Origin of the sequence: Arthrobacter sp. G.S.26 (genome assembly GCF_050847375.1) — a bacterium.
Classification (GTDB): domain Bacteria; phylum Actinomycetota; class Actinomycetes; order Actinomycetales; family Micrococcaceae; genus Arthrobacter.
Window position 1 is genome coordinate 2,781,554 of record NZ_CP193752.1, and the last position, 19,196, is coordinate 2,800,749.

The 19,196-nt window shown below is 65.8% G+C and carries 16 protein-coding genes and 2 tRNA genes; 7 read left to right on the forward strand and 11 right to left on the reverse strand.

Annotated features, from left to right (window positions below):
- Positions 1-52 precede the first annotated feature (52 nt).
- The 4 genes from ACRB8A_RS12720 to ACRB8A_RS12735 form a co-directional block, all read right to left on the reverse strand.
- Positions 53-1,684: an ABC transporter substrate-binding protein gene (locus ACRB8A_RS12720; RefSeq protein ID WP_432244826.1), complete on the reverse strand. Its 1,632-nt coding sequence runs from the start codon at positions 1,682-1,684 to the stop codon at positions 53-55.
- Positions 1,685-1,969: 285 nt separating this feature from the next.
- Positions 1,970-3,103 (reverse strand): tRNA 2-thiouridine(34) synthase MnmA, encoded by a 1,134-nt coding sequence (gene mnmA, locus ACRB8A_RS12725; RefSeq protein WP_056597157.1) that lies wholly within the window; start codon positions 3,101-3,103, stop codon positions 1,970-1,972.
- A gap of 98 nt (positions 3,104-3,201) precedes the next feature.
- Entirely contained in the window at positions 3,202-4,437 is a 1,236-nt protein-coding gene (locus ACRB8A_RS12730; RefSeq protein WP_285240729.1) for a cysteine desulfurase family protein, read from the reverse strand.
- Between the two features lie 60 nt (positions 4,438-4,497).
- The gene (locus tag ACRB8A_RS12735; RefSeq protein ID WP_350224280.1) at positions 4,498-5,193 is read right to left on the reverse strand and encodes a hypothetical protein; all 696 of its coding nucleotides are present in this window, start codon (positions 5,191-5,193) and stop codon (positions 4,498-4,500) included.
- 234 nt (positions 5,194-5,427) lie between these two features.
- Here ACRB8A_RS12735 and ACRB8A_RS12740 point away from each other — a divergent pair, with 234 nt between their 5' ends.
- The 4 genes from ACRB8A_RS12740 to ACRB8A_RS12755 all read left to right on the forward strand — a co-directional run bounded on the left by ACRB8A_RS12740 (position 5,428) and on the right by ACRB8A_RS12755 (position 8,566).
- Complete coding sequence (locus tag ACRB8A_RS12740; protein ID WP_285240728.1) at positions 5,428-6,372, forward strand: J domain-containing protein; 945 nt, start codon at positions 5,428-5,430, stop codon at positions 6,370-6,372.
- 20 nt (positions 6,373-6,392) lie between these two features.
- On the forward strand, positions 6,393-6,860 hold the full coding sequence (locus tag ACRB8A_RS12745) for a tRNA (cytidine(34)-2'-O)-methyltransferase (RefSeq protein ID WP_285240727.1): 468 nt from the start codon (positions 6,393-6,395) through the stop codon (positions 6,858-6,860).
- Between the two features lie 229 nt (positions 6,861-7,089).
- Positions 7,090-7,698, forward strand: coding sequence for a sigma-70 family RNA polymerase sigma factor (locus ACRB8A_RS12750; protein WP_050687876.1), 609 nt, complete (start codon positions 7,090-7,092; stop codon positions 7,696-7,698).
- A gap of 10 nt (positions 7,699-7,708) precedes the next feature.
- On the forward strand, positions 7,709-8,566 hold the full coding sequence (locus ACRB8A_RS12755) for an anti-sigma factor (protein WP_157370897.1): 858 nt from the start codon (positions 7,709-7,711) through the stop codon (positions 8,564-8,566).
- A gap of 78 nt (positions 8,567-8,644) precedes the next feature.
- On the opposite strand, the gene ACRB8A_RS12760 is transcribed toward ACRB8A_RS12755, so the two are convergent.
- From ACRB8A_RS12760 to ACRB8A_RS12775, 4 genes are all read right to left on the reverse strand, one after another.
- Positions 8,645-9,424, reverse strand: coding sequence for a PIG-L deacetylase family protein (locus ACRB8A_RS12760; RefSeq protein WP_050687878.1), 780 nt, complete (start codon positions 9,422-9,424; stop codon positions 8,645-8,647).
- 4 nt (positions 9,425-9,428) lie between these two features.
- Positions 9,429-10,382: an electron transfer flavoprotein subunit alpha/FixB family protein gene (locus ACRB8A_RS12765; protein WP_285240726.1), complete on the reverse strand. Its 954-nt coding sequence runs from the start codon at positions 10,380-10,382 to the stop codon at positions 9,429-9,431.
- Positions 10,383-10,396: 14 nt separating this feature from the next.
- On the reverse strand, positions 10,397-11,197 hold the full coding sequence (locus ACRB8A_RS12770) for an electron transfer flavoprotein subunit beta/FixA family protein (RefSeq protein WP_050687880.1): 801 nt from the start codon (positions 11,195-11,197) through the stop codon (positions 10,397-10,399).
- Between the two features lie 242 nt (positions 11,198-11,439).
- Positions 11,440-13,005: a S1C family serine protease gene (locus ACRB8A_RS12775; protein WP_050687881.1), complete on the reverse strand. Its 1,566-nt coding sequence runs from the start codon at positions 13,003-13,005 to the stop codon at positions 11,440-11,442.
- 288 nt (positions 13,006-13,293) lie between these two features.
- On the opposite strand from ACRB8A_RS12775, the gene ACRB8A_RS12780 reads away from it, so the two are divergent.
- The 3 genes from ACRB8A_RS12780 to ACRB8A_RS12790 all read left to right on the forward strand — a co-directional run bounded on the left by ACRB8A_RS12780 (position 13,294) and on the right by ACRB8A_RS12790 (position 17,763).
- Positions 13,294-15,345 carry a TPM domain-containing protein gene (locus tag ACRB8A_RS12780; protein ID WP_197273622.1) on the forward strand — a complete coding sequence of 684 codons (2,052 nt, stop codon included), beginning with the start codon at positions 13,294-13,296 and terminating at the stop codon, positions 15,343-15,345.
- Between the two features lie 112 nt (positions 15,346-15,457).
- The gene (locus tag ACRB8A_RS12785; protein WP_050687883.1) at positions 15,458-16,246 is read left to right on the forward strand and encodes a PspA/IM30 family protein; all 789 of its coding nucleotides are present in this window, start codon (positions 15,458-15,460) and stop codon (positions 16,244-16,246) included.
- Between the two features lie 89 nt (positions 16,247-16,335).
- Positions 16,336-17,763 carry a cryptochrome/photolyase family protein gene (locus ACRB8A_RS12790; protein WP_285240725.1) on the forward strand — a complete coding sequence of 476 codons (1,428 nt, stop codon included), beginning with the start codon at positions 16,336-16,338 and terminating at the stop codon, positions 17,761-17,763.
- Positions 17,764-17,805: 42 nt separating this feature from the next.
- On the opposite strand, the gene ACRB8A_RS12795 is transcribed toward ACRB8A_RS12790, so the two are convergent.
- The 3 genes from ACRB8A_RS12795 to ACRB8A_RS12805 form a co-directional block, all read right to left on the reverse strand.
- Complete coding sequence (locus ACRB8A_RS12795; RefSeq protein ID WP_050687885.1) at positions 17,806-18,738, reverse strand: cytochrome b/b6 domain-containing protein; 933 nt, start codon at positions 18,736-18,738, stop codon at positions 17,806-17,808.
- Positions 18,739-18,878: 140 nt separating this feature from the next.
- Positions 18,879-18,955, reverse strand: a tRNA-Met gene (locus tag ACRB8A_RS12800).
- 114 nt (positions 18,956-19,069) lie between these two features.
- A tRNA-Met gene (locus ACRB8A_RS12805) sits at positions 19,070-19,143 on the reverse strand.
- Positions 19,144-19,196: the final 53 nt, after the last annotated feature.

The following is a 19,196-nucleotide window of genomic DNA, read 5'->3' on the forward strand; positions in this document are numbered from 1 at the left end:
GGCGGGACACCTACAGGTGTTCCGCCCCGTTGCCCGTCAGGGCCGGATGGACTTACTTGGAGATGACGCCGAGGCGCGTCTTGAAGGAAGCGTCCAGGGTGGTCTCGACTCCCTTGACGTCCGCTCCGGAGACCAGCACCTGCGCGCCCTGGAGCAGGGGCAGGGTGGAGAGGTCCTTGGCAACCGCTTCCTGGGTCTCGCCGAGGATCTTGACGCGTTCGTCCTTATCAACAGTTGTCAGCTGCTTCTGGATCAGGGCAGCGACGTCGGCGTTCTCGTAGTGGTTCTTGAGGAAGTTGTTGGGTACGAAGAACGGGGTGAGGTAGTTGTCAGGGTCGGAGTAGTCCGGGAACCAGCCCAACTGGTAAACCGGGTACGCGTCAGCAGTCCGGTCCTTCGAGTAGGTGACCCATTCGGTGGACTGCAGGTCCACGGTGAACAGGCCCGACTTTTCCAGCTGTTCCTTGATCATGGCGTACTCATCTCCGGAGGAGCTGCCGTAGTGGTCAGGGTTGTATTGGAGCTTGATGTTGACGGGCCCGCTCACGCCCGCGTCTGAGAGTGCCTTCTTGGCTTTGTCCAGGCTGGGCTTGCCATTGTCGCCGTAAAGTTCCTTCATGGGCTGTTCAGCACCAAGGAAGCCATCGGGAACCACGGAGTATGCAGGCAGGTAGGTGCCCTTGTAGACCTGGGTGGCAATCGCATCCCGGTCCACGATGTTGGCCATGGCCTGGCGGACCGCCAGCGCCTTGGCCGGATCGGCCTCCGCGGTTTTGGCACCGAACGGCATGGTGTCGAAGTTGAAGACGATGTAGCGCAGTTCCCCGCCGGGTCCCTTGTGGACCTTGACCTTGGAGTCGCCCTCCAGGTCGGCCACATCCGTTGCCGTCAGCGAGCGGCCGGCAACGTCGATGTTGCCTTGCTGCACATCCAGCTTGAGGTTATTGGCGTCCGCGTAGTACTTGATGTTGGCTCCGCCATTGGCCGGCGCACCGAGCAGGCCCTTGTAGTCGGCGTTCGGCTTGAGGCTGATGAGCTCATTCTTCTTGTAGCTCTCGATGGTGTACGGGCCGGCGAAAGGTTTGGCAGCGACGATGTCATCGTCAGACATGACCTTGTCCTTGGGAAACACTTCCTCGTCGATGATCGGGCCGGTGTTGGATGCCAGGACGCCGGCAAACACCTGGTCGTTGGCGGCCTTGAGCTTAAACACCACGGTGGCATCGTCCGTGGCCTCGACCGAGTCCAGGTTGGCAAAGAGTGATGCTGGACCGTTGGGGTCATTGATGGCGATGATCCGCTCCACGGAGAACTTCACGTCCGAGGACGTCAGCTCATGGCCGTTGGCAAACTTCAGGCCGGATTTGAGCTTGACGGTGTAGTCGGTGGGTGCCGTGAAGGAGTCCGACTCGGCGATGTCGGGGACGGCGTCGGCGCTGCCGGGCTTCGCGTTGAGCAAGAACGGGTAAATCTGGTTCATCACCAGGAAGGAGCCTGCGTCGTAGGACCCTGCCGGATCCAGGGTGACAACCTTGTCCGTGGTGCCAAAGGTGATGGTGCTGCTGCTGGAGCCTTCGGTTGAGGTCCCGCCACCGCCCGAGGGGCCCGTGCAGGCCGTCAGTGCCAGGGCGGAAATGCCTGCCAGCGCGATCGCGCCGTTCAGGGCCTTGTTGCTCTTCATCATCTGTGAACTTTCTGTTCGATGAGTACGCGCCTGCCGCCCGCTAAGGGGTCACTTCGCCTAAGCGGGAGGTGCGCTGTGCTGATGCGTTGATTCAACCACCGACCCACCCGCCGCAACGGGTGATTTGTGAGTTGAGACACAAAATTTACACGATTGATCAGCGACTCTCACTTCGGCGCGGCGCCGACAACCCCTGAAGCGGCCCGGCGGAGTCCGGAACAGGCCTGGGCCGGGGCACAGCAAAATGCGCCGCCCCTCATGGGACGGCGCATCAGCGTGGGTGGCTTAGAGCTCCGTCCGCTGCAGCGAGCGGGCGGCGTCGATGGTGGCCTGGCCCAGGACCCGGCTGCCCTGGTAGAGGACCACCGTCTGGCCGGGGGCGACTCCGCGGAGCGGCGTGCCGAGGCGGACCACCAGCTGGCCCGGTGCCGAGGCGTCAGCATCGGGTTCCATCCAGGCCTGCGCCGGCACGGGGTCGCCGTGCGCACGGACCTGGGCGTAGCAGTCAAAGCCGGCGCCCGTTCCAACTTCGCTGATGGGCAGACCGGCCCAGGACACCTTGATGCCACGGATCTCGTCGATGGCCAGGAGGGCTTCCGGGCCCACCACAACCTTGTTTTCCTTGGGCCGGATCTCCAGGACAAAGCGCGGTTTTCCGTCGGCGGCCGGGGTGCCCAGCTTCAGCCCGCGGCGCTGTCCGACGGTGAAGGCATTGGCGCCGGGGTGCTCGCCTACTTTGGTCCCGGTTTCGTCCACGATGTCCCCGGTGGACATGTCGATCTTCTCGGCCAGCCAGCCGGCTGTATCGCCGTCGGGAATGAAGCAGATGTCGTGGCTGTCCGGCTTGTTGGCGACGGAGAGTCCGCGGCGCTCAGCCTCGGCCCGTACCTCGGCCTTGGATGGCGTTTCGGCCAACGGGAACATGGAGTGCTTGAGCTGCTCGTGGGTGAGCACGCCGAGGACGTAGCTTTGGTCCTTGGCCCAGTCAGCGGCCCGGTGCAGTTCCCGGTTTCCGTCGGCGTCCTCGATCACCTTGGCATAGTGCCCGGTGCAGACGGCGTCAAAGCCGAGCGCAATGGCTTTTTCCAGCAGGGCGGCGAACTTGATCCGCTCGTTGCACCGCATGCAGGGGTTGGGGGTACGGCCCGCGGCGTATTCGTCGATGAAGTCCTGGACCACATCCTCTTTGAACCGCTCGGAGAAGTCCCACACGTAATACGGGATGCCCAGCACGTCGCAGGCACGCCACGCGTCGCGGGAGTCCTCGATGGTGCAGCAGCCTCGGCTGCCGGTGCGCAAGGTGCCGGGCATCCGGGACAGCGCCAGGTGGACGCCGACGACGTCGTGCCCGGCTTCGACGGCACGGGCTGCGGCAACGGCGGAATCAACGCCGCCGCTCATGGCTGCTAGAACTCGCATGCTGGCTTTCTGGTTGATGGTTCCGGCGCTTCCACCGGAAGGTGCGGACCGGCCAGGCTGGTCCCCGGAAACGATCCTCGCCTATCTATTCTACGGGCCTATGCAAACCCGGCGCCGGTTCCCTGCCGGGCCACCGTTCCCGCTGTCTGGATCGACGACTCATGCCCGGCCATTCCTGCCTGCCGTGCACGGGCGTAAGCCTCGGGCAACGCAGTGAGCAACGCGTCGACGTCGGCCTCAGTGGAACTGTGCCCCAGCGTGAAGCGCTGCGCGCCGCGGGCAGTCTCCTCGTCCAGCCCCATGGCGAGCAATACGTGCGAGGGACGGGGGACGCCCGCGGTACAGGCCGAACCCGTGGAGGACTCCACTCCGGCCAGATCCAGGAGGAACAGGAGGGAGTCGCCTTCGCAACCGGGAAACGTAAAGTGTGCGTTGCCCGGCAGGCGGTCCGGCGCCGCTGCACCGCGAAGGACGGCGGAAGGGACGCGGTCAAGGACGCCGGCCACCAACCGGTCCCGGAGTTCCGCGATCCGCAGCGCATCCGGTCCGAGCGCGGCAGCGGCGCCCTCGGCTGCCGCTGCGAAGGCCGCAATGGACGGGGTGTCCAGGGTGCCCGAACGGACGTTGCGTTCCTGGCCCCCGCCGTGCTGGACCGGGGTCAGGGTAACCGCCCTGCCCAACAGAAGGGCCCCCACCCCCACGGGTCCGCCGATTTTGTGGCCGGAAACGGACATCGCGGCCAAGCCGGATGCCTTGAAGTCCACCGGCACGGAACCAAACGCCTGGACCGCATCGGAGTGGACCGGAATGCCACTGGCGCTGGCGATTTCCACAATGCGGCTGATGGGCTGGACCGTACCCACTTCATTGTTGGCCCACATCACTGTCACCAGCGCGATGCTTTTGGGGTCGCGCGCGATTTCGGCCGCCAGGACTTCGAGGTCCAGGACGCCTGCGGCATCCACCGGCAACCACGTGACCTGGGCACCCTCGTGGCGTTCCAGCCATTCCACCGTGTCCAGTACTGCATGGTGTTCGACGGCGGAGCAGAGGATGCGCCGTCGGGTGGGGTCGGCTGCCACCCGGGCCCAATACAGGCCCTTCACCGCGAGGTTGTCCGCCTCCGTGCCGCCGGACGTAAAGATCACTTCCGACGGATGGGCGCCCGCGGCAGCCGCAACGGTTTCCCGGGCGTCCTCGACCACGCGGCGGGCCCGCCGCCCGGCCCCGTGCAGTGACGACGGGTTTCCTGTGCGGGCAAGCTCGCGGGTCATGGCGGCCAGGGCCCCGGCCGAAAGCGGCGTGGTGGCGGCATGGTCAAGGTAGGCAGGCACCTGCCCATTCTATCGCTGGGCCTTTCCACCCCCCACCGGTCCCACCGCACATGCGGGCCGCTAGTTGGCGGGCGGCAAAACCGGCAGGAACCGTTCCACTTCCGAACGGGCAGCGGCCAGGGAACCTGCATCCGGGCACGACACGGACACGTAGATGGATGAACCCGCGGTCCCGAACAGGCGGGCCAGGACAGCGGTGGCCCGTCCGCCGGCGGCCGCGGCTTCTGTGAGGACCAGGACCTCGACCGATTTTGGCGGCGCGTCATTGTCGCCGCCCCACCGCAACGATCCCGGCTTCAGGTATTCGGGAAGGATGGTTGGGTCCAGGTACTGGAAAAGAGCAACCGTTGAGTCGCGGTCGTCCTGCCGCACCAGGGGCCCCTGGTCGGTTCGGACTTTGGCGGCAGCCACGCAGCCATCCGCCTTGGCGTATTGGCTTTCACCTGCCACGTTGGCCTTGGCGAGCTTCCAGCCGGGAACCTCTGCCAAGGAATCTCCGATCCCTACGGGGACCCCAGGGGCCAAGACCCCGCCGGCAGAGAACGGCATGTCCTGCGCTGCCACCGCATCAGCGTCGTGACCAGGAGTTATGGTGGGCGTCGCCGGCGCAGCGCTGTTGCTGACCGGGGCCGGTGCGGCAGGGTCGCGCACGTCAACGCTGCAGGCACCCAGCAACGCCACGGCGAGCGCGGCTGCCGCCAGTTGCGCCGCCCGTTGCACGGCGTTCCGGCCCCTGCCCGCCGTCGTCGTCCGCAAAACCATCTCCAACCCCAATGCTTCCTGCGCTGCCGGTCCAGGCGCGCAAGTCGAGTCTAAACTCCGTCCTGGCCGCCGGGCACAGGGAACCAGCGGGGCCTCCATGGGCGTTGACAAAGAAAGGACCAGTCCTGCCGGCACCGGTCCGTACTGCCTGGGAAGCGATCACGCTGGCTAAACTGGGCAGGCCGGTCCGCCTCCCGGGTGATTGGCCACAATGCAAAGGATGAGTGTTTGACCGAGAGCAGCAGCTCCCATTACCAGGTCCTCCAGGTGGCCGTCACCGCCACCGAGAAGGAAATCAGAGTGGCGTACCGTCGCGCCGCCAGGACCGCCCATCCGGACCAGGGCGGTGACGCTGCAGCGTTCCGCCGCGTGACCTCGGCCTACGAAACGCTGATCGACCCCCAGCGCCGCAAGGCCTACGACCGTTCCTATGCGGCCGGAACCACCGGGACTGGCACCGGGAGCTCCGAAGCGCATTTTGATGCGCCGCCTGCAGGCAGCCGGGCCTCGGCCACTGTCCACCGGCCTGCCACCGCCAGGAATACGGCCGGTGACCCGCCCGTCTACGTCCCGCCGTTCGGTGCGGGCAACGGCGTTCCGCTGCTCTCCCTGACGGAAGCCAGCCAACAGGTCCACGGCATGCCCCGCAAGCGCGGGATCTTCGGCGCGGAAGCCCGGATCCAGCGGGAGATGCGCACAGTCCAGCTGCTGAGCCGCCAGGTCCTGCCTGCCATTCCGGCGGCCCGGCTCATCAACGGCCTGCAGTCCCCTGCCGACAACAGCCACATCGACCATGTCCTTTTCTCCGGCTACCGGCTGGCCCTGATCGGTTCCATGCTGCTGCCCAAGGGCGCTTACGCCTGGGACGGCCAGACACTGAACCACGGCGGGCGCTCCATTGCCCCGCCGCAGCTGGGCCACGTGGTGCGGGCCATGCAGGACATCTTCCCCGAACTCAACGTGACCGGATGGACGGTGGTCCACAGCCCCGGGGGCAACCTGCACGAACCAGTCATCGACCACCATCGCCGCTCCGCAGGCGGTTTGGACAGCGTGCAGATCGTCAACGCCGCGGGAATGGTCCGGGGCCTCAAGGAGTTCCTGGCCTCGGGGCCGGCGCCAAACACCGTCAACGTGTCAGTGCTCGCCAGGCTGCTGCGCGGCATGCACTGAGCCTTGGCTAGGATTGATCCGTGTTCCGCATCCTCTTCCACTCCCCCGAAATCCCCGGCAATACCGGCAACGCCATCAGGCTGGCCGCCATCACCGGCGCCGAGCTGCACCTGGTGGAACCGCTCGGGTTCGACTTTTCCGACGCCAAACTCCGCCGCGCCGGACTGGATTACCACGACCTTGCACTGGTGACGGTCCACCCGGACATCAACGCAGCGTGGCAACACCTTGAGCCGGAGCGCGTCTACGCGTTCACCTCGGATGGAACGGCCAGCTACACCGACATCGCCTACCAGCCCGGGGACGTCCTGATGTTCGGGCAGGAGTCCGTGGGGCTGCCCGCGGCGCTGAAATCAGATCCGCACGTGACCGCCACTGTCCGGCTGCCCATGCTCCCCGCCCTGCGCTCGCTCAACCTCGCAAATGCAGCCTCGATCGCCGTCTACGAAGCCTGGCGGCAAAACGGTTTCGCCGGCGCCCGAATCTGAGCAGCCTGGTGCGGCCATGACGCCCCGGGCCACGTCCCCCCGGCGGATTGAAACAATTACCGTGCCCCGCCCATCCGCCTGACCTGCAGCGCCGAATTACACCTGAGAACATTCCACGGCACATGAGGAGCGGCAGGTGACACTTCTAGACGCAGGTTCCAGGACCAGGGCCCGGCAGCCGGGCTGCGGTGCGCAGGTTTCACCGCCCGGAGACTTATGCTTGGAAGTAATGGAAACTCCCAACGCGCCAAATACCGAGGCCCCGGCAGCGGTGACAGATTCGCCGGCTGATCTAAGCCGCCGCCTCGCCGTGCTGCTTGCCGGCATTGCCCAGGGCAGCCAACCGGCCTTTGCGGAGTTTTACCAGCTCACCTCGCGCCGGGTCTTCGGCATGGCCCGCCGGGTCCTGATCGACCCGGAACTCAGCGAGGACACCACGCAGGAAGTGTTCCTTCAGGTGTGGCAGAACGCCTCCAAATTTGATCCGCAGGCCGGGAGCCCGCTCTCCTGGCTGATGACCATTTCGCACCGCCGCGCAGTGGACAAGGTACGGTCCTCGCAGTCATCCACTGACAGGGAAGCCAAATACGGAGCCAGCAGCCAGGACATTGCCCACGACAGCGTCTCAGATGAAGTGGGCAGCCGGCTTGAGGCCGAAGCAGTTGTCAGGTGTTTGGAAACGCTGACGGAAACGCAGCAGGAATCCGTCCGCCTGGCCTACTACGGCGGCCTGACCTACCGGGAAGTCGCAGAGCGCCTCAACGCGGCGGTTCCCACCATCAAGTCCCGCATCCGCGACGGACTGATCCGACTAAAGACCTGTTTGGGGGTGAGTTGAGATGACAGGCATGAACGATGGACGCACCAGCCGCTCAGGGTCCTTCGGCGACACCGTTGCCGCGGACCTCGCATCCGGGCGTGCCGTGGACCTCGCTGAACTGTATGCCCTGGACGCCGTCACGGATCCCGAACGCGAGCTCATCGAAGACTACCTTTCGGCCGCACCCCCGGCCGAGCGAACCGCCTTCCTGGAACGTGTCCGCCAATCCCGCGAAACGCTGGCCATGACCTTCAAAGCCGAAGAGGAGCCCCCGGCTGACCTCTTTGACCGCATCATGGCGCAGCTGCCTGTCCAGAGCACCACAACGGAGCAGGCGCCAGCCGTGCCACCGGTCACGGAGGCGGTCACTGAATCAGCAGCGCCGGCTCCTGCACCCGTCGACGAACTGGCCCGGGCCCGGCAACGCAGAACTGACCGTAAGCCCTCCGGCGCACGCCGCTGGTTTGTGGGTGTGGCTGCCGCGGCAGCCATCGCCCTGGGCGGCGTGGGTGTGGGTGCATACCTCGCGGACCAGAACGATCCGCTCAACCAGGTGGTCCGGGCCAGCGACTTGCGGGTAGCCTCCGTCGACGTAAGCGGCGGCGGAACGGCAACCCTGCAGATTTCGTCTGCCCAGGACGCTGCAGTGGTCAAGATGAAGGACGTTCCGGCACCCCCGGCCGGCAAGGTCTACCAGATGTGGCTGATCCCCAAGGATGGCTCCGCGCCGGTATCCCAGGGCCTGATGGATGCCGAAGCCCTATCCAAGCCCGCTGTGGTCCGCGGAATTTCCTCCGCCGCCAGCCTGGGCATCACGGTGGAGCCGGTGGGTGGATCCACGTCCCCCACCTTGCCCACGGTGGCTGCCGCTCCCCTGGGAGCCTGAACCGCAGTAGAACCATAAGCGCCCCGCCTGCCTTTTCCAAGGAAGAGACAGGCGGGGCGCTTGCCGTATCCGGGGCGGTCAGAAACCGGCGATGGTCCCGGGACCGTTGACTGCCACAACATGGAAGGCTTCGGCGCTGCGGCCCTGCGGCAGTCCACCGCGGGCAGCATTGCCCTGCATACCCCCGCGAACTGCAGCCTCCATCGCCTGCACATCCGGATGCTGGCTGACATGGACATGGATTGCCGCGAGCTTGGCATCCACCTGCTCCGTGACATCAACAAAGTGGTTTTCCCTGTCGGCAGGACCAGCATAAAGCCACAGCCACGGCAGTTTGTAGGCGTCCAGCCCGGCTTCCGCCAGTTCCGGGTACGCGAACGGGTTTTCCACGGCGGGGTACACCGCACGGGTCACCGCCTCCCCCACCGCCAGGTGGTCAGGGTGGCTCTTCTGGATCCGGTCCCAGTTGCGTTCCGGGTGCATGGCCAGTACGACGTCGGGCCTGATCTCCCGGATCAGCCGCACCACTTCCTTCATCACCCCGTGCGAGGGTTCAAGATAACCGTCCCGCTGGTGCAGGTAGTGGATGTCCGCGACACCCACCAGACCCGCCGCGCGGCGCTGCTCGGCGTCCCGCAGGGCGATGATGTCCGCCCTGTGCGCAGGATCAAAGCCGCCGGCGTCGCCGTCGGTCATGATGCAATAGCTGACCTGGACTCCCGCCGCCGTCCAGCCGGCGATGGTGCCTGCCGCGCCGAAGTCGATGTCATCAGGATGGGCCGCAAAACAGAGCACCCGCTCAATCCGGTGCTTTTCCGGATTGAACGGGCTCTGTCCCTGGCGCGGGGAAAAACTCACTGCATCAGCCCTTACGCTTCTTGATCTCTTCGGTGGCCTGGGGCAGGACGTCGAAGACGTCCCCGATGATGCCGAAGTCCGCAATCTCGAAGACCGGGGACTCGGCGTCCTTGTTGATGGCAACAATGACCTTGGCGGTCTGCATGCCGGCCTTCTGCTGGATGGCTCCCGAGATGCCGGCGGAGATGTACAGCTGCGGGGACACGGTCTTGCCGGTCTGTCCCACCTGCGCATCATGGCTGATCCAGCCGGCGTCGGTTGCTGCCCGGGAGGCGCCCACGGCAGCACCCAGCACATCGGCCAGGGCTTCCACGGGACCGAAGTCGCCGTCCAGGCCGCGGCCACCCGCCACCACGATCCGGGCATCGGTGAGGTCCGGCCGGCCGCTGGCGGCCTTCTGCTCACGGGCGGTGATCCGTGCTGCAGCCGCTGTGCTGTCCGCCGGGACCTCGATCGTGACTGCCTCAGGACTGCTGGGCGCCGCCGCAGCCTCGGGGACCACGTTGTTGGCCTTGACGGTCACTACCGACACCGGGGTGCTGGCCTTGCAGGCGGTGGTGTAGGAGCCGGCCAGGACTGACTTGTGGGCCGTTCCGTCAGCTTCCACGGCAACAGCGTCCGTGATCACACCGGCACTGAGGCGGACGCCCAGGCGGGCGGCAATTTCCTTGCCCTCCGGTGAGTTGTCGAGCAGCACAATGCCTGCGCCGGCGCTTTCGACGGCGGCGGACAGGTACGCGGCCTTGGGGGCCACCAGGAAATCGTTGAGGTCCCGGGCTGACGGGTGGAAGACGGTGCCTACGCCGTATTCGGCGAAGGTGGCGGCAACGGCGTCGGACACGTCCCCGTTGACGGCGACTGTGCTCTCACCCAGGGTGCGCGCCAGTGTCAGGAGCTCAAGGCTGCTCTTTTTGAGCGAAGCGCCGGGGTTGTCGATGAATACAAGTACTTTTGCCATGTTCGTGATCCCTCTTAGAGCAGCTTCTGGGCGGCCAGGAAGTCAACCAGCTTGATGCCGGCGTCGCCTTCGTCGGTGATGATGGTGCCGGCTGTCCGCGGCGGGCGTTCCTCGGCGCTGGCCACTGTGGTCCAGGACCCTGCGTGGCCCACCTGCGAGGCGTCCACACCGATGTCGGCGAGGGACAAGGTGGTGATGTTTTTGCGCTTGGCGGCGATGATGCCCTTGAAATTGGGGTACCGCGGCTCGTTGATCTGGTCCGTCACCGAGACAACGGCAGGCAGCGGTGCCTCCACCGTCTCAGAGGACGTGTCGGCGTCCCGGCGGGCCGTCAGGCGTCCGCCTGAAACCTCCAGCGACGACGCGAAGGTGACCTGGGGCAGGCCAAGCCGCTCGGCGAGCTGCGCAGGCACCAGGGAGGTCTCCCCGTCGGTCGATGCCATGCCCGTGATGACCAGGTCGACGGCCCCATCGGAGCCAAGGTGCCGGACAGCTGCGGCGAGCGCCAGGGAGGTGGCGGCGGCGTCGGAGCCGGCCAGCGCGGTGTCCGTGAGGTGGACGCCTTCGGTGGCGCCGATCTGGAGGGACTTCTTGACCGCGTTGACAGCGGCGGCCGGGCCCATGCTCAGGGCGATGACCTGGTTTCCGGCTTTGCTGCCGCCGCGTGCCTCGGCAAGCTGCAGGGCCGCTTCGAGGGCGTATTCATCCAGCTCGGACAGGATGCTTTCGTCCCGGTCCGTGGTGTGGCCGGCCCCGGTGAGGTGACGGTCGAACTGGGCGTCCGGTACATGCTTGACCAGGACAATGATCTTCAATGTATCTTCCACTGTAGTGACAGCAGCCTTCCGTGCGTATGGGCAGCCAGCCGGATAAGGTCATGGCCGCGGAATGCCCGGCATCCGGGTAGCTCCTAGCTAACCATATAGAAGGACAGGCTTTCCTTCTTGCGTTACGCGGAGCCGGTGCCGTTACGGGAAAATTTCCCAACGAACGACGGCGGCGCCCCCACCTTCGTGGGGACCCCGCCGTCGTGGTTTCCTGCGTTTGCCGGGCCGGGTCAGCTGGCGGCCTCACCAAGCGTGACGTCGAACGTCTGTTCTGAACCGTTGCGCAGCACCGTGATTTTCACTTTGGCGTTGGCGGCCTGTTCGCGGACCGCGGCGGTCAGCTGGTTGGGTTCGCCGATGGCGAGGTCGTTGAACTTGGTGATGACGTCGCCCACCTTGATGCCGGCCTTGCCGGCGGCGGAGTCGGATTCTACGGTGGCGACGTCAGCCCCGACGGAGAAACCGGAGGAGCTGGTGGTGGACCCGCTCGCCGACTTTGCCTTGACGCTGACTCCCAGCTGGCCGTGGGAAGCCTTGCCCGTGTCGATGATCTCCTGCGCCACGCGCTTGGCGTGGTTGATGGGGATACTGAAGCCGACACCGATGTTTCCGCCCGTGGTCGAGGAGGAATCAGAGCCTGCGGACGCAATCGCCACGTTGACACCGATGATCTCGCCGCTGGTGTTCACCAGCGCGCCGCCGGAGTTGCCGGGGTTGATCGCTGCGTCCGTCTGGATGACATTGATGGCGATGGAGCCCTTGTCCGCGGTCTGCTGGCTCTGGCCGCCACCTGGAGGCGCGAACTGGAAGCCCCCGTCTTCGCCCTGGGTGGTGTCGCCCTCTTCAGGGGCCGCCGAGGACGCCACACTGATGGTCCGGTTCAGGGTGGAGACGATGCCGTCCGTGACCGTGCCGGTCAGGCCGAGGGGGGAGCCGATGGCGATGGCGGTGTCGCCCACGTTCAGCTTGCCCGAGTCGCCCAGGGTGGCCGGGGTGAGGCCGGAACCGGCATCCACCTGGATCACCGCAAGGTCGGACAACGGGTCGGTGCCCACGAGCTTGGCCGTGAGGACCCGGCCATCGCTGGTGCGGACCTCAAGGGTGGCGTTGGCACTCTGCCCATCGAGGGTGACCACGTGGGTGTTGGTGAGGATGTGGCCCTGGTCGTCCAGGACGATGCCGGAGCCCGTGCCGCCGGCGCTTCCGCTGGCGGCACTGATGGTCACCACGCTGGGTGATGCCTTCACCGCCGCGGCGGTGATGGCATTGACCTTTTCCTGGTTGTTGACGATCACGGTTCCGGGCTGGCTGTTGCTGCTGGCCGTGGAGGTTGAGCCGCCGTTGCCAAAAAGCTCGCCGGAGCCAACAGTGGCAACACCGCCACCCACCAGCCCGGCGGCCAGGATGCTGGCCACCAGGGTGCCGACGCCGAACGCGGCCTTGCGCCGTGGGGCGTCCTTGGGGTTCGGGGCCGTGGCCACTCCCCCGGCGGCTGCGTGCGCGCCGTAGTGGTTTGCCTGGTGCTGCTGGTGCCCGCCGTACTGCGGGTTCGGCTGGTGCTGCTGCTGGCCGTAGAACGGCTGGTGCTGCGGGTACACCGGGCGGGGTGCGCCGGGGATCTCCTGGGTCTGGTTCCGGGGGATCTCCTGGGTCTGGTCCTGGCCGGGGGCGCCGCCGTCCTCATGCCGAGCCTCCGCGGGGGTTCCGCCGGACTGCGTGGAGTCCTGCTGCCACGGGTTTCCGCGGTTGCCGCGGGGGTCCTCGGGGGCCGGTCCGGGGGTTTGGTTCTCAGTCATGGGACTTCCTTTCAATCCTCGTCTGCATTAACTATGGACTGCGATGCTGGATCAAGCTCGGATGTTTGCTGTGAGCTTGCTGAAGGTTCCGGCGACGGCGAAGTTCCACCATGGTTCCCCGTTTCGCTGGTGGCATATTTGCCGTCATGGACGGGCTTCGCGGTGCACCATAGAATCAAGATGAATTGCCACAGCGACCTGCGGCTTCACACGAGCGTGGGGGCGCTGCTGGATTCTGAGACGACTGATTCGTCCCGAATCGGTGTCAGGCGTGCTGAAGGGTTGCACATGCGGTCAAAGATCAAACGTACACTCGCCGTGATCGGCCTTGCCGGTCTGCTGGCGCTTCCGGCCGGGGCGGCCTGGGCTGAGGATCCGGTGACGATTCCCTCGGGAACCAACATCGTGGACAATGCCAAGGTCCTGGGGTCGCGGGAAGGCGACGTCCAGAAAGCCATTCAGGATCTCCTCAAGGACCACAAGTACAACCTGTATGTGGTGACGGTGGATTCTTTCGAGAATCCGACCAACCCCAGCGAGTGGACCCAGGCGGTTGCCACGCAGAAGGGGATGGGCCGGGCCGATGCAATCCTGGCCATCGCTACCGTGGATGGAAAGTTTAATTTCGCCACGAATTCCTCGAGCCCCATCCGGGCCGAACAAGGGAACATCACCCAGAACGCCGTCACGGCCAATCTCGCCGGCGGTAAGAAAGACTATGCCCAGGCTGCCATCGACACGGCTTCAGCGATAGGCAACGCCGCAGGTGGTGGATCCGGGACTGTGTCCTCCGGGAACGGCGCAGGTACCGCTGTACTCGTGGGCGCAGGCGTAGTTGCCGCGGGTGGTGCCGGTACTTTCCTGTACCTGCGCAACCGGCGCAAGAAGACTGCAGGACAGGCTTCGACCGGAAATTACGGTCCGCAGGGCGCCGATCTCGACCCGCTTGCAGGACTCACCGTGGAGGAACTCCGCCGCAAGAGCGGATCCCTGCTGATCGAAGCTGACGACGCCATTAAAACCAGCGAGCAGGAGCTCGGGTTCGCGCAGGCCCAGTACGGCGACAACGCCGTGGGCAACTTCACCAAGGCCCTGGACGAAGCCAAGGCCCACATGAGCGAGTCCTTCAAGCTCCAGCAGCAGCTCGATGACCACATCCCTGACACCGAGGAGCAGCAGCGCACCTGGCTGGGCGAGATCATCCGGCGCTCAGAAGCCGCGTTGAGCTCCCTCCAGGAACAGAAGGCAGATTTCGATTCGCTGCGCGAGCTCGAAAAGAATGCTCCGCAGGCCGTGGCAGCCGTCAATGCCGGCGCAGCCGAGGCGGATGCGAAGATCGCCAGCGCCGAGCAGTCGCTGACCCTGTTGCGGTCCAAATACGCAGACTCCGCACTGACCCAGGTGTCGGACAACATCCTGCAGGCCAAGGAGCGCCTGGCGTTTGTCCAGAACGCCACCGCTACAGCCGGCCAGAAACTGGCGGAGGGCGAAAGCAGCATGGCGGCGGTAGCCGTCCGTGCGGCCGAGGAAAGCCTGCACCAGACAAATGTCCTGATCGATGCCATTTCGCGGGTCTCCGCCAGCCTGGACGACGCCCACAACGGCCTCGAAGCGGCCGTGGTGGACACCTCACAGGACCTTGCCCAGGCCCGGGCCATCATCCAGTCCGGTGCACACCCTGAGCTGGCCGGGCCGGTGGCGGCTGTCGAAGCTGCACTGGCACAGGTAAAAGCCGAAATTCAGGGCGGAAAAATCGACCCCATTGCAACGCTGCAGCGGGTTGAGACGGCCCACCAGTCCCTTGACCAGTCACTGACGGGCATCCGGGACCAGCAGGACCAGGCCCGACGCGCGCAGGCCTCCCTGCAGCAAAGCATCATGTCGGCGCAGGCCCAGATCAGTGCTACGTCCGACTACATCACGGCGCGGCGCGGCGGCGTTGGAACCGAAGCCCGGACCCGGTTGGCCGAATCGCAGCGCAACCTGGATTACGCGCTCTCCATCTCACGGACCGACCCGGTCACGGCATTGACATACGCCCAGCAGGCGCACGCCCTCGCAGCGCAGGCAGCCCAGCTGGCACAGTCGGACGTCAACCAGTTCGACGGCTACGCCAACCAGGGCTACGGCCGTGGCGGTATGTTCGGTGGCGGCGGCGGGGGTGGCGGCCTGGGCGGCGCCATCCTGGGCGGGATCCTGATCAACTCCATCCTCAACGGCGGCGGCGGTGGCGGCGGTTGGGGCGGCGGCCACAGCGACGGCGGTGGCGGCGGCTTCGGCGGCGGAGACTTTGGCGGCGGCGGCGGAGATTTCGGCGGCGGCGACTCGGGTAGCTTCTAGACTCCCATTCACCCAACAGAGGTGCCGGCCGGAACGACCCGGCCGGCGCACGGCAGTACACCACTGGCCACGACCCCAGTGGCCATCACAGAGCAGGACGAAAGGTATCACCATGGTTAAGCAGTCCATTTTCGGCCGTATCGCGCAGCTGGCAAAGGCTAACGTCAACTCCTTGCTGGACAACGCTGAGGATCCGCAGAAAATGCTGGACCAGATGGTCCGGGACTACACCAACAACATCGCCGAGGCTGAGTCCGCCGTAGCGCAGACCATCGGCAACCTTCGCATGCTCGAGGACGACTACAACGAAGACGTCAAGAACGCCCGCGACTGGGGCAACAAGGCCCTGGCCGCGTCGCGGAAGGCCGACGAGTACCGCTCCGGCGGGAATCCAGCCGACGCCGAGAAGTTCGACAACCTGGCAAAGGTTGCCCTCCAGCGGCAGATGGCGGCCGAAAGTGAAGCGAAGGGCGCCGAGCCCAGCATCTCGTCCCAGCAGGAAGTCGTGGCCAAGCTCAAGACAGGCCTGGACCAGATGAAGGGCAAGCTGAACGAACTCACCAGCAAGCGCAACGAGCTGGTGGCACGGTCCAAGACCGCCGCGGCACAGTCCCAGGTCCACGACGCGATCAAGAGCATCGACTTCATGGACCCCACCAGCGAGGTTGGCCGGTTCGAGGAAAAGATCCGCCGCGAAGAAGCCAAGGTCCGTGGCCAGCAGGAGCTGACGGAATCCAGCCTGGACGCCCAGTTCAACCAGCTTGAGGACCTCGGCGAGCAGGTTGAAATCGAAGCCCGCCTGGCTGCCCTTAAGTCCGGCGGCGCCAAGCCCGCCATCGGCGCTGCCGGTTCCGCTCACTCCGCCAACACTGTCGACGAAGCAGACTTCGACAAGCTGTAGGCCCTGCACCGACCATCCTGAACCAAACCGGAGAGGCCGGGGCTGTCAGCCCCGGCCTCAGCCGCGTCCGGCTTGTGTAGCGTGGTGGGATGGCTGCAACTGAAAAGACCTCCCTCGTCTGGCTGCGTGATGACCTCCGCCTGGACGACAACCCCGCGCTGACCGAAGCCGCCAGGCTGGGCCTGCCCCTGACAGTGGTCTACGTCCTGGACGAGGAATCGGAAGGAATCCGGCCGCTGGGCGGCGCAGCACGCTGGTGGCTGCACCACTCGCTGGCCGCCCTGGCCACGCACCTTGAGGAGAAGGGCTCACGGTTGGTGCTGCGCCGCGGCCCGGCCGGCGACATCATCCGGACGCTGGCCAGCCAGACCGGGGCAGGTCATCTCTTCTGGAACCGCCGCTACGGCCTGCCGGAACGTACCATTGACGCCGAGCTGAAGTCCTGGGCCGAGGAGGCAGGCATCGAAGCCACCAGCTTCCAGGCGAACCTCCTCTTCGAGCCCTGGACGGTCCGGACCGGAGCGGGTGGCCCCTACAAGGTCTACACACCATTCTGGCGGGCGTGCCTCGCCGCCCACGACGTCCGGGACCCACTGGACCCACCCGCTGAACTGCCCGCTCCGGCGGCGTCCGGGCGGGGGGTGCCGGCGAGCGACGCGCTGGGCAGCTGGAACCTGCTCCCCCACGCCCCTGACTGGAGCGGCGGGCTTGCAGCCACCTGGACGCCTGGCGAGGACGGCGCCGCACAGCGGCTCACCGACTTCCTGTCCGGCCCGGCCGATGATTACGGTACCGGCCGGAACATCCCGGGGACCGAAGGGACCAGCCGGTTGTCGCCCCATCTCCGCTTCGGCGAGGTCAGCCCGTTCCGCGTCTGGCGCGAGATCCGGCGCCGGTTCCCGCACCGGATACCGGCCGACGTCGGGATCTTCCGTTCCGAACTCGGCTGGCGGGAGTTCTGCTGGCACCTGCTCTACACCAACCCGGAGCTGGCCACCCGCAACTACCGCCCGGAGTTCGACAGGTTTGAGTGGGAGTCGCTGGGCAAAAAGGAGCTCGCCGCCTGGCAGCAGGGGCACACCGGCTACCCCTTTGTGGACGCCGGGATGCGGCAGCTGTGGCAGACCGGCTGGATGCATAACCGGGTCAGGATGGCCGCTGCCTCGTTCCTGGTCAAGAACCTGCTGGCCGACTGGCGGATTGGCGAGCAGTGGTTCTGGGACACCCTGGTGGACGCCGACGCGGCCAGCAACCCGGCGAACTGGCAGTGGGTGGCCGGTTCCGGAGCGGATGCATCACCGTACTACCGGATTTTCAACCCCGTCACGCAGAGCAAGAAGTTCGACGCCGCCGGAAACTACCTGCGCGAGTTCATCCCTGAACTTGCCGGGGTGGAAGGCAAAGCAGTCCATGAGCCGTGGACCGCCGACGCTCCCGGCTACCCGGCACCCCTGGTGGAACTGCCGGAGTCCCGGGAACGGGCGCTGGCGGCCTTCCAGAAGCTCAAGGACGCCTGAGCCGCGGGCAGGTGGGCGGGCCTGATTCAGGCCCGCAGGACCTCAGCGGCTGACTTTGCCCATAAGGGACGCGATGGGCCGCAGGAACAGCGGGCGGGCCAGGAACCACGCAGCCACCATTACCGCGACGGACACCAGGAACAGCCAGAACCCAAGCCATCCCTCGCCGTCGCTTACGGCATACATGTGGTTCAGGTTCCGCAATGCACCGGTGGCCAGGACCAGGAACACGTGGACCACGATGAACGCGACAAAGTAGATCATGACGGGGAAGTGCACGGCCCGGGCCCACTCGATGGGGAACGCCTTGTTCAGCGCGGGAGCCTTACGGGGCCAGGCCGAAGACATCCGCAGGCCCGTGATGAACGCCAGCGGCGCGGCAATGAACACTGTGGTGAAGTAAGCCAGCAGCTGCAGGGCGTTGTAGTTGATCCAGCCGTTTTCCGTGGGCCAGTTCAGTGCGGCGTACTGCAGCGCGGCGGACAGCGCGTTGGGGAAAACGTCCCAGCTGGTGGGCACGATCCGCATCCACTGTCCGGTGGCGAAGAGCAGGACGGCGAAGACCACACCGTTGAGGATCCACAGGGCGTCGAGCGTCAGGTGGAACCACAACTCCAGGGTGATCTTGGTGGGCGCATTCCGCGTCTTGATCAGACCCTTGTTGTTCCTGGTCCAGTGGCCGCTGGGCCGGGTGGTGGTGCGCACCTGCCAGCCGGTGCGGATGATCAGCAGCAGGAAAAAGCCGTTGAGGAAATGCTGCCACGCCAGCCACGCCGGAAAACCTTCCGGCGCAGCGGCCGGAAGTTCGGAATGGCCGGGATAGTCCGCCACGAAGGATGCGACCGCAGGCAGCCCGATGAGCCACCGTGCTGCCAGTACCAGCAGCACCAGTACCACAAGCGCCGCGGGGACGCCCCAATAGATCCTGGACCGCTTTCCTGCGGCGGTGCCTGGCTTCTTCGTGGGTGTGGACATCGAGCAACATTCCTTTCGAGAATGACCGGCCGGATTTCCACCGCGTGGAAGGCCCTGCGAATGAGAATACTAGGAAGTGCCGGTCATCACGGAAAAGAAGACCCCGGCCGGCTGGTCAGCCGATCGGGGTCTTCTTCATATGGTTGCGGGGACAGGATTTGAACCTGTGACCTCTGGGTTATGAGCCCAGCGAGCTACCGAACTGCTCCACCCCGCGTCGCTTGATCAACACTACCCTACTTTTCCGACCCTCCGGACCACTGTCCCGCCAGGCTGCACCTGGTTGTTAAACAGGAAAGTCCGGACACTATGTGTCCGGACTTTCCGTCAGTTGCGGGGACAGGATTTGAACCTGTGACCTCTGGGTTATGAGCCCAGCGAGCTACCGAACTGCTCCACCCCGCGTCGCAAGATCTACTTTACCGGGAGGTGAACGTGGGGCCAAATCGGGAGGGCGT

Excerpts from the sequence above, each read along its gene's own strand:
- ACRB8A_RS12720 (WP_432244826.1), bottom strand. The coding sequence starts at position 1,684 with ATGATGAAGAGCAACAAGGCCCTGAACGGCGCGATCGCGCTGGCAGGC.
- mnmA (WP_056597157.1), bottom strand. The coding sequence starts at position 3,103 with ATGCGAGTTCTAGCAGCCATGAGCGGCGGCGTTGATTCCGCCGTTGCC.
- ACRB8A_RS12750 (WP_050687876.1), top strand. The coding sequence starts at position 7,090 with ATGGAAACTCCCAACGCGCCAAATACCGAGGCCCCGGCAGCGGTGACA.
- ACRB8A_RS12755 (WP_157370897.1), top strand. The coding sequence starts at position 7,709 with ATGAACGATGGACGCACCAGCCGCTCAGGGTCCTTCGGCGACACCGTT.
- ACRB8A_RS12765 (WP_285240726.1), bottom strand. The coding sequence starts at position 10,382 with ATGGCAAAAGTACTTGTATTCATCGACAACCCCGGCGCTTCGCTCAAA.
- ACRB8A_RS12775 (WP_050687881.1), bottom strand. The coding sequence starts at position 13,005 with ATGACTGAGAACCAAACCCCCGGACCGGCCCCCGAGGACCCCCGCGGC.
- ACRB8A_RS12780 (WP_197273622.1), top strand. The coding sequence starts at position 13,294 with ATGCGGTCAAAGATCAAACGTACACTCGCCGTGATCGGCCTTGCCGGT.
- ACRB8A_RS12785 (WP_050687883.1), top strand. The coding sequence starts at position 15,458 with ATGGTTAAGCAGTCCATTTTCGGCCGTATCGCGCAGCTGGCAAAGGCT.
- ACRB8A_RS12790 (WP_285240725.1), top strand. The coding sequence starts at position 16,336 with ATGGCTGCAACTGAAAAGACCTCCCTCGTCTGGCTGCGTGATGACCTC.
- ACRB8A_RS12795 (WP_050687885.1), bottom strand. The coding sequence starts at position 18,738 with ATGTCCACACCCACGAAGAAGCCAGGCACCGCCGCAGGAAAGCGGTCC.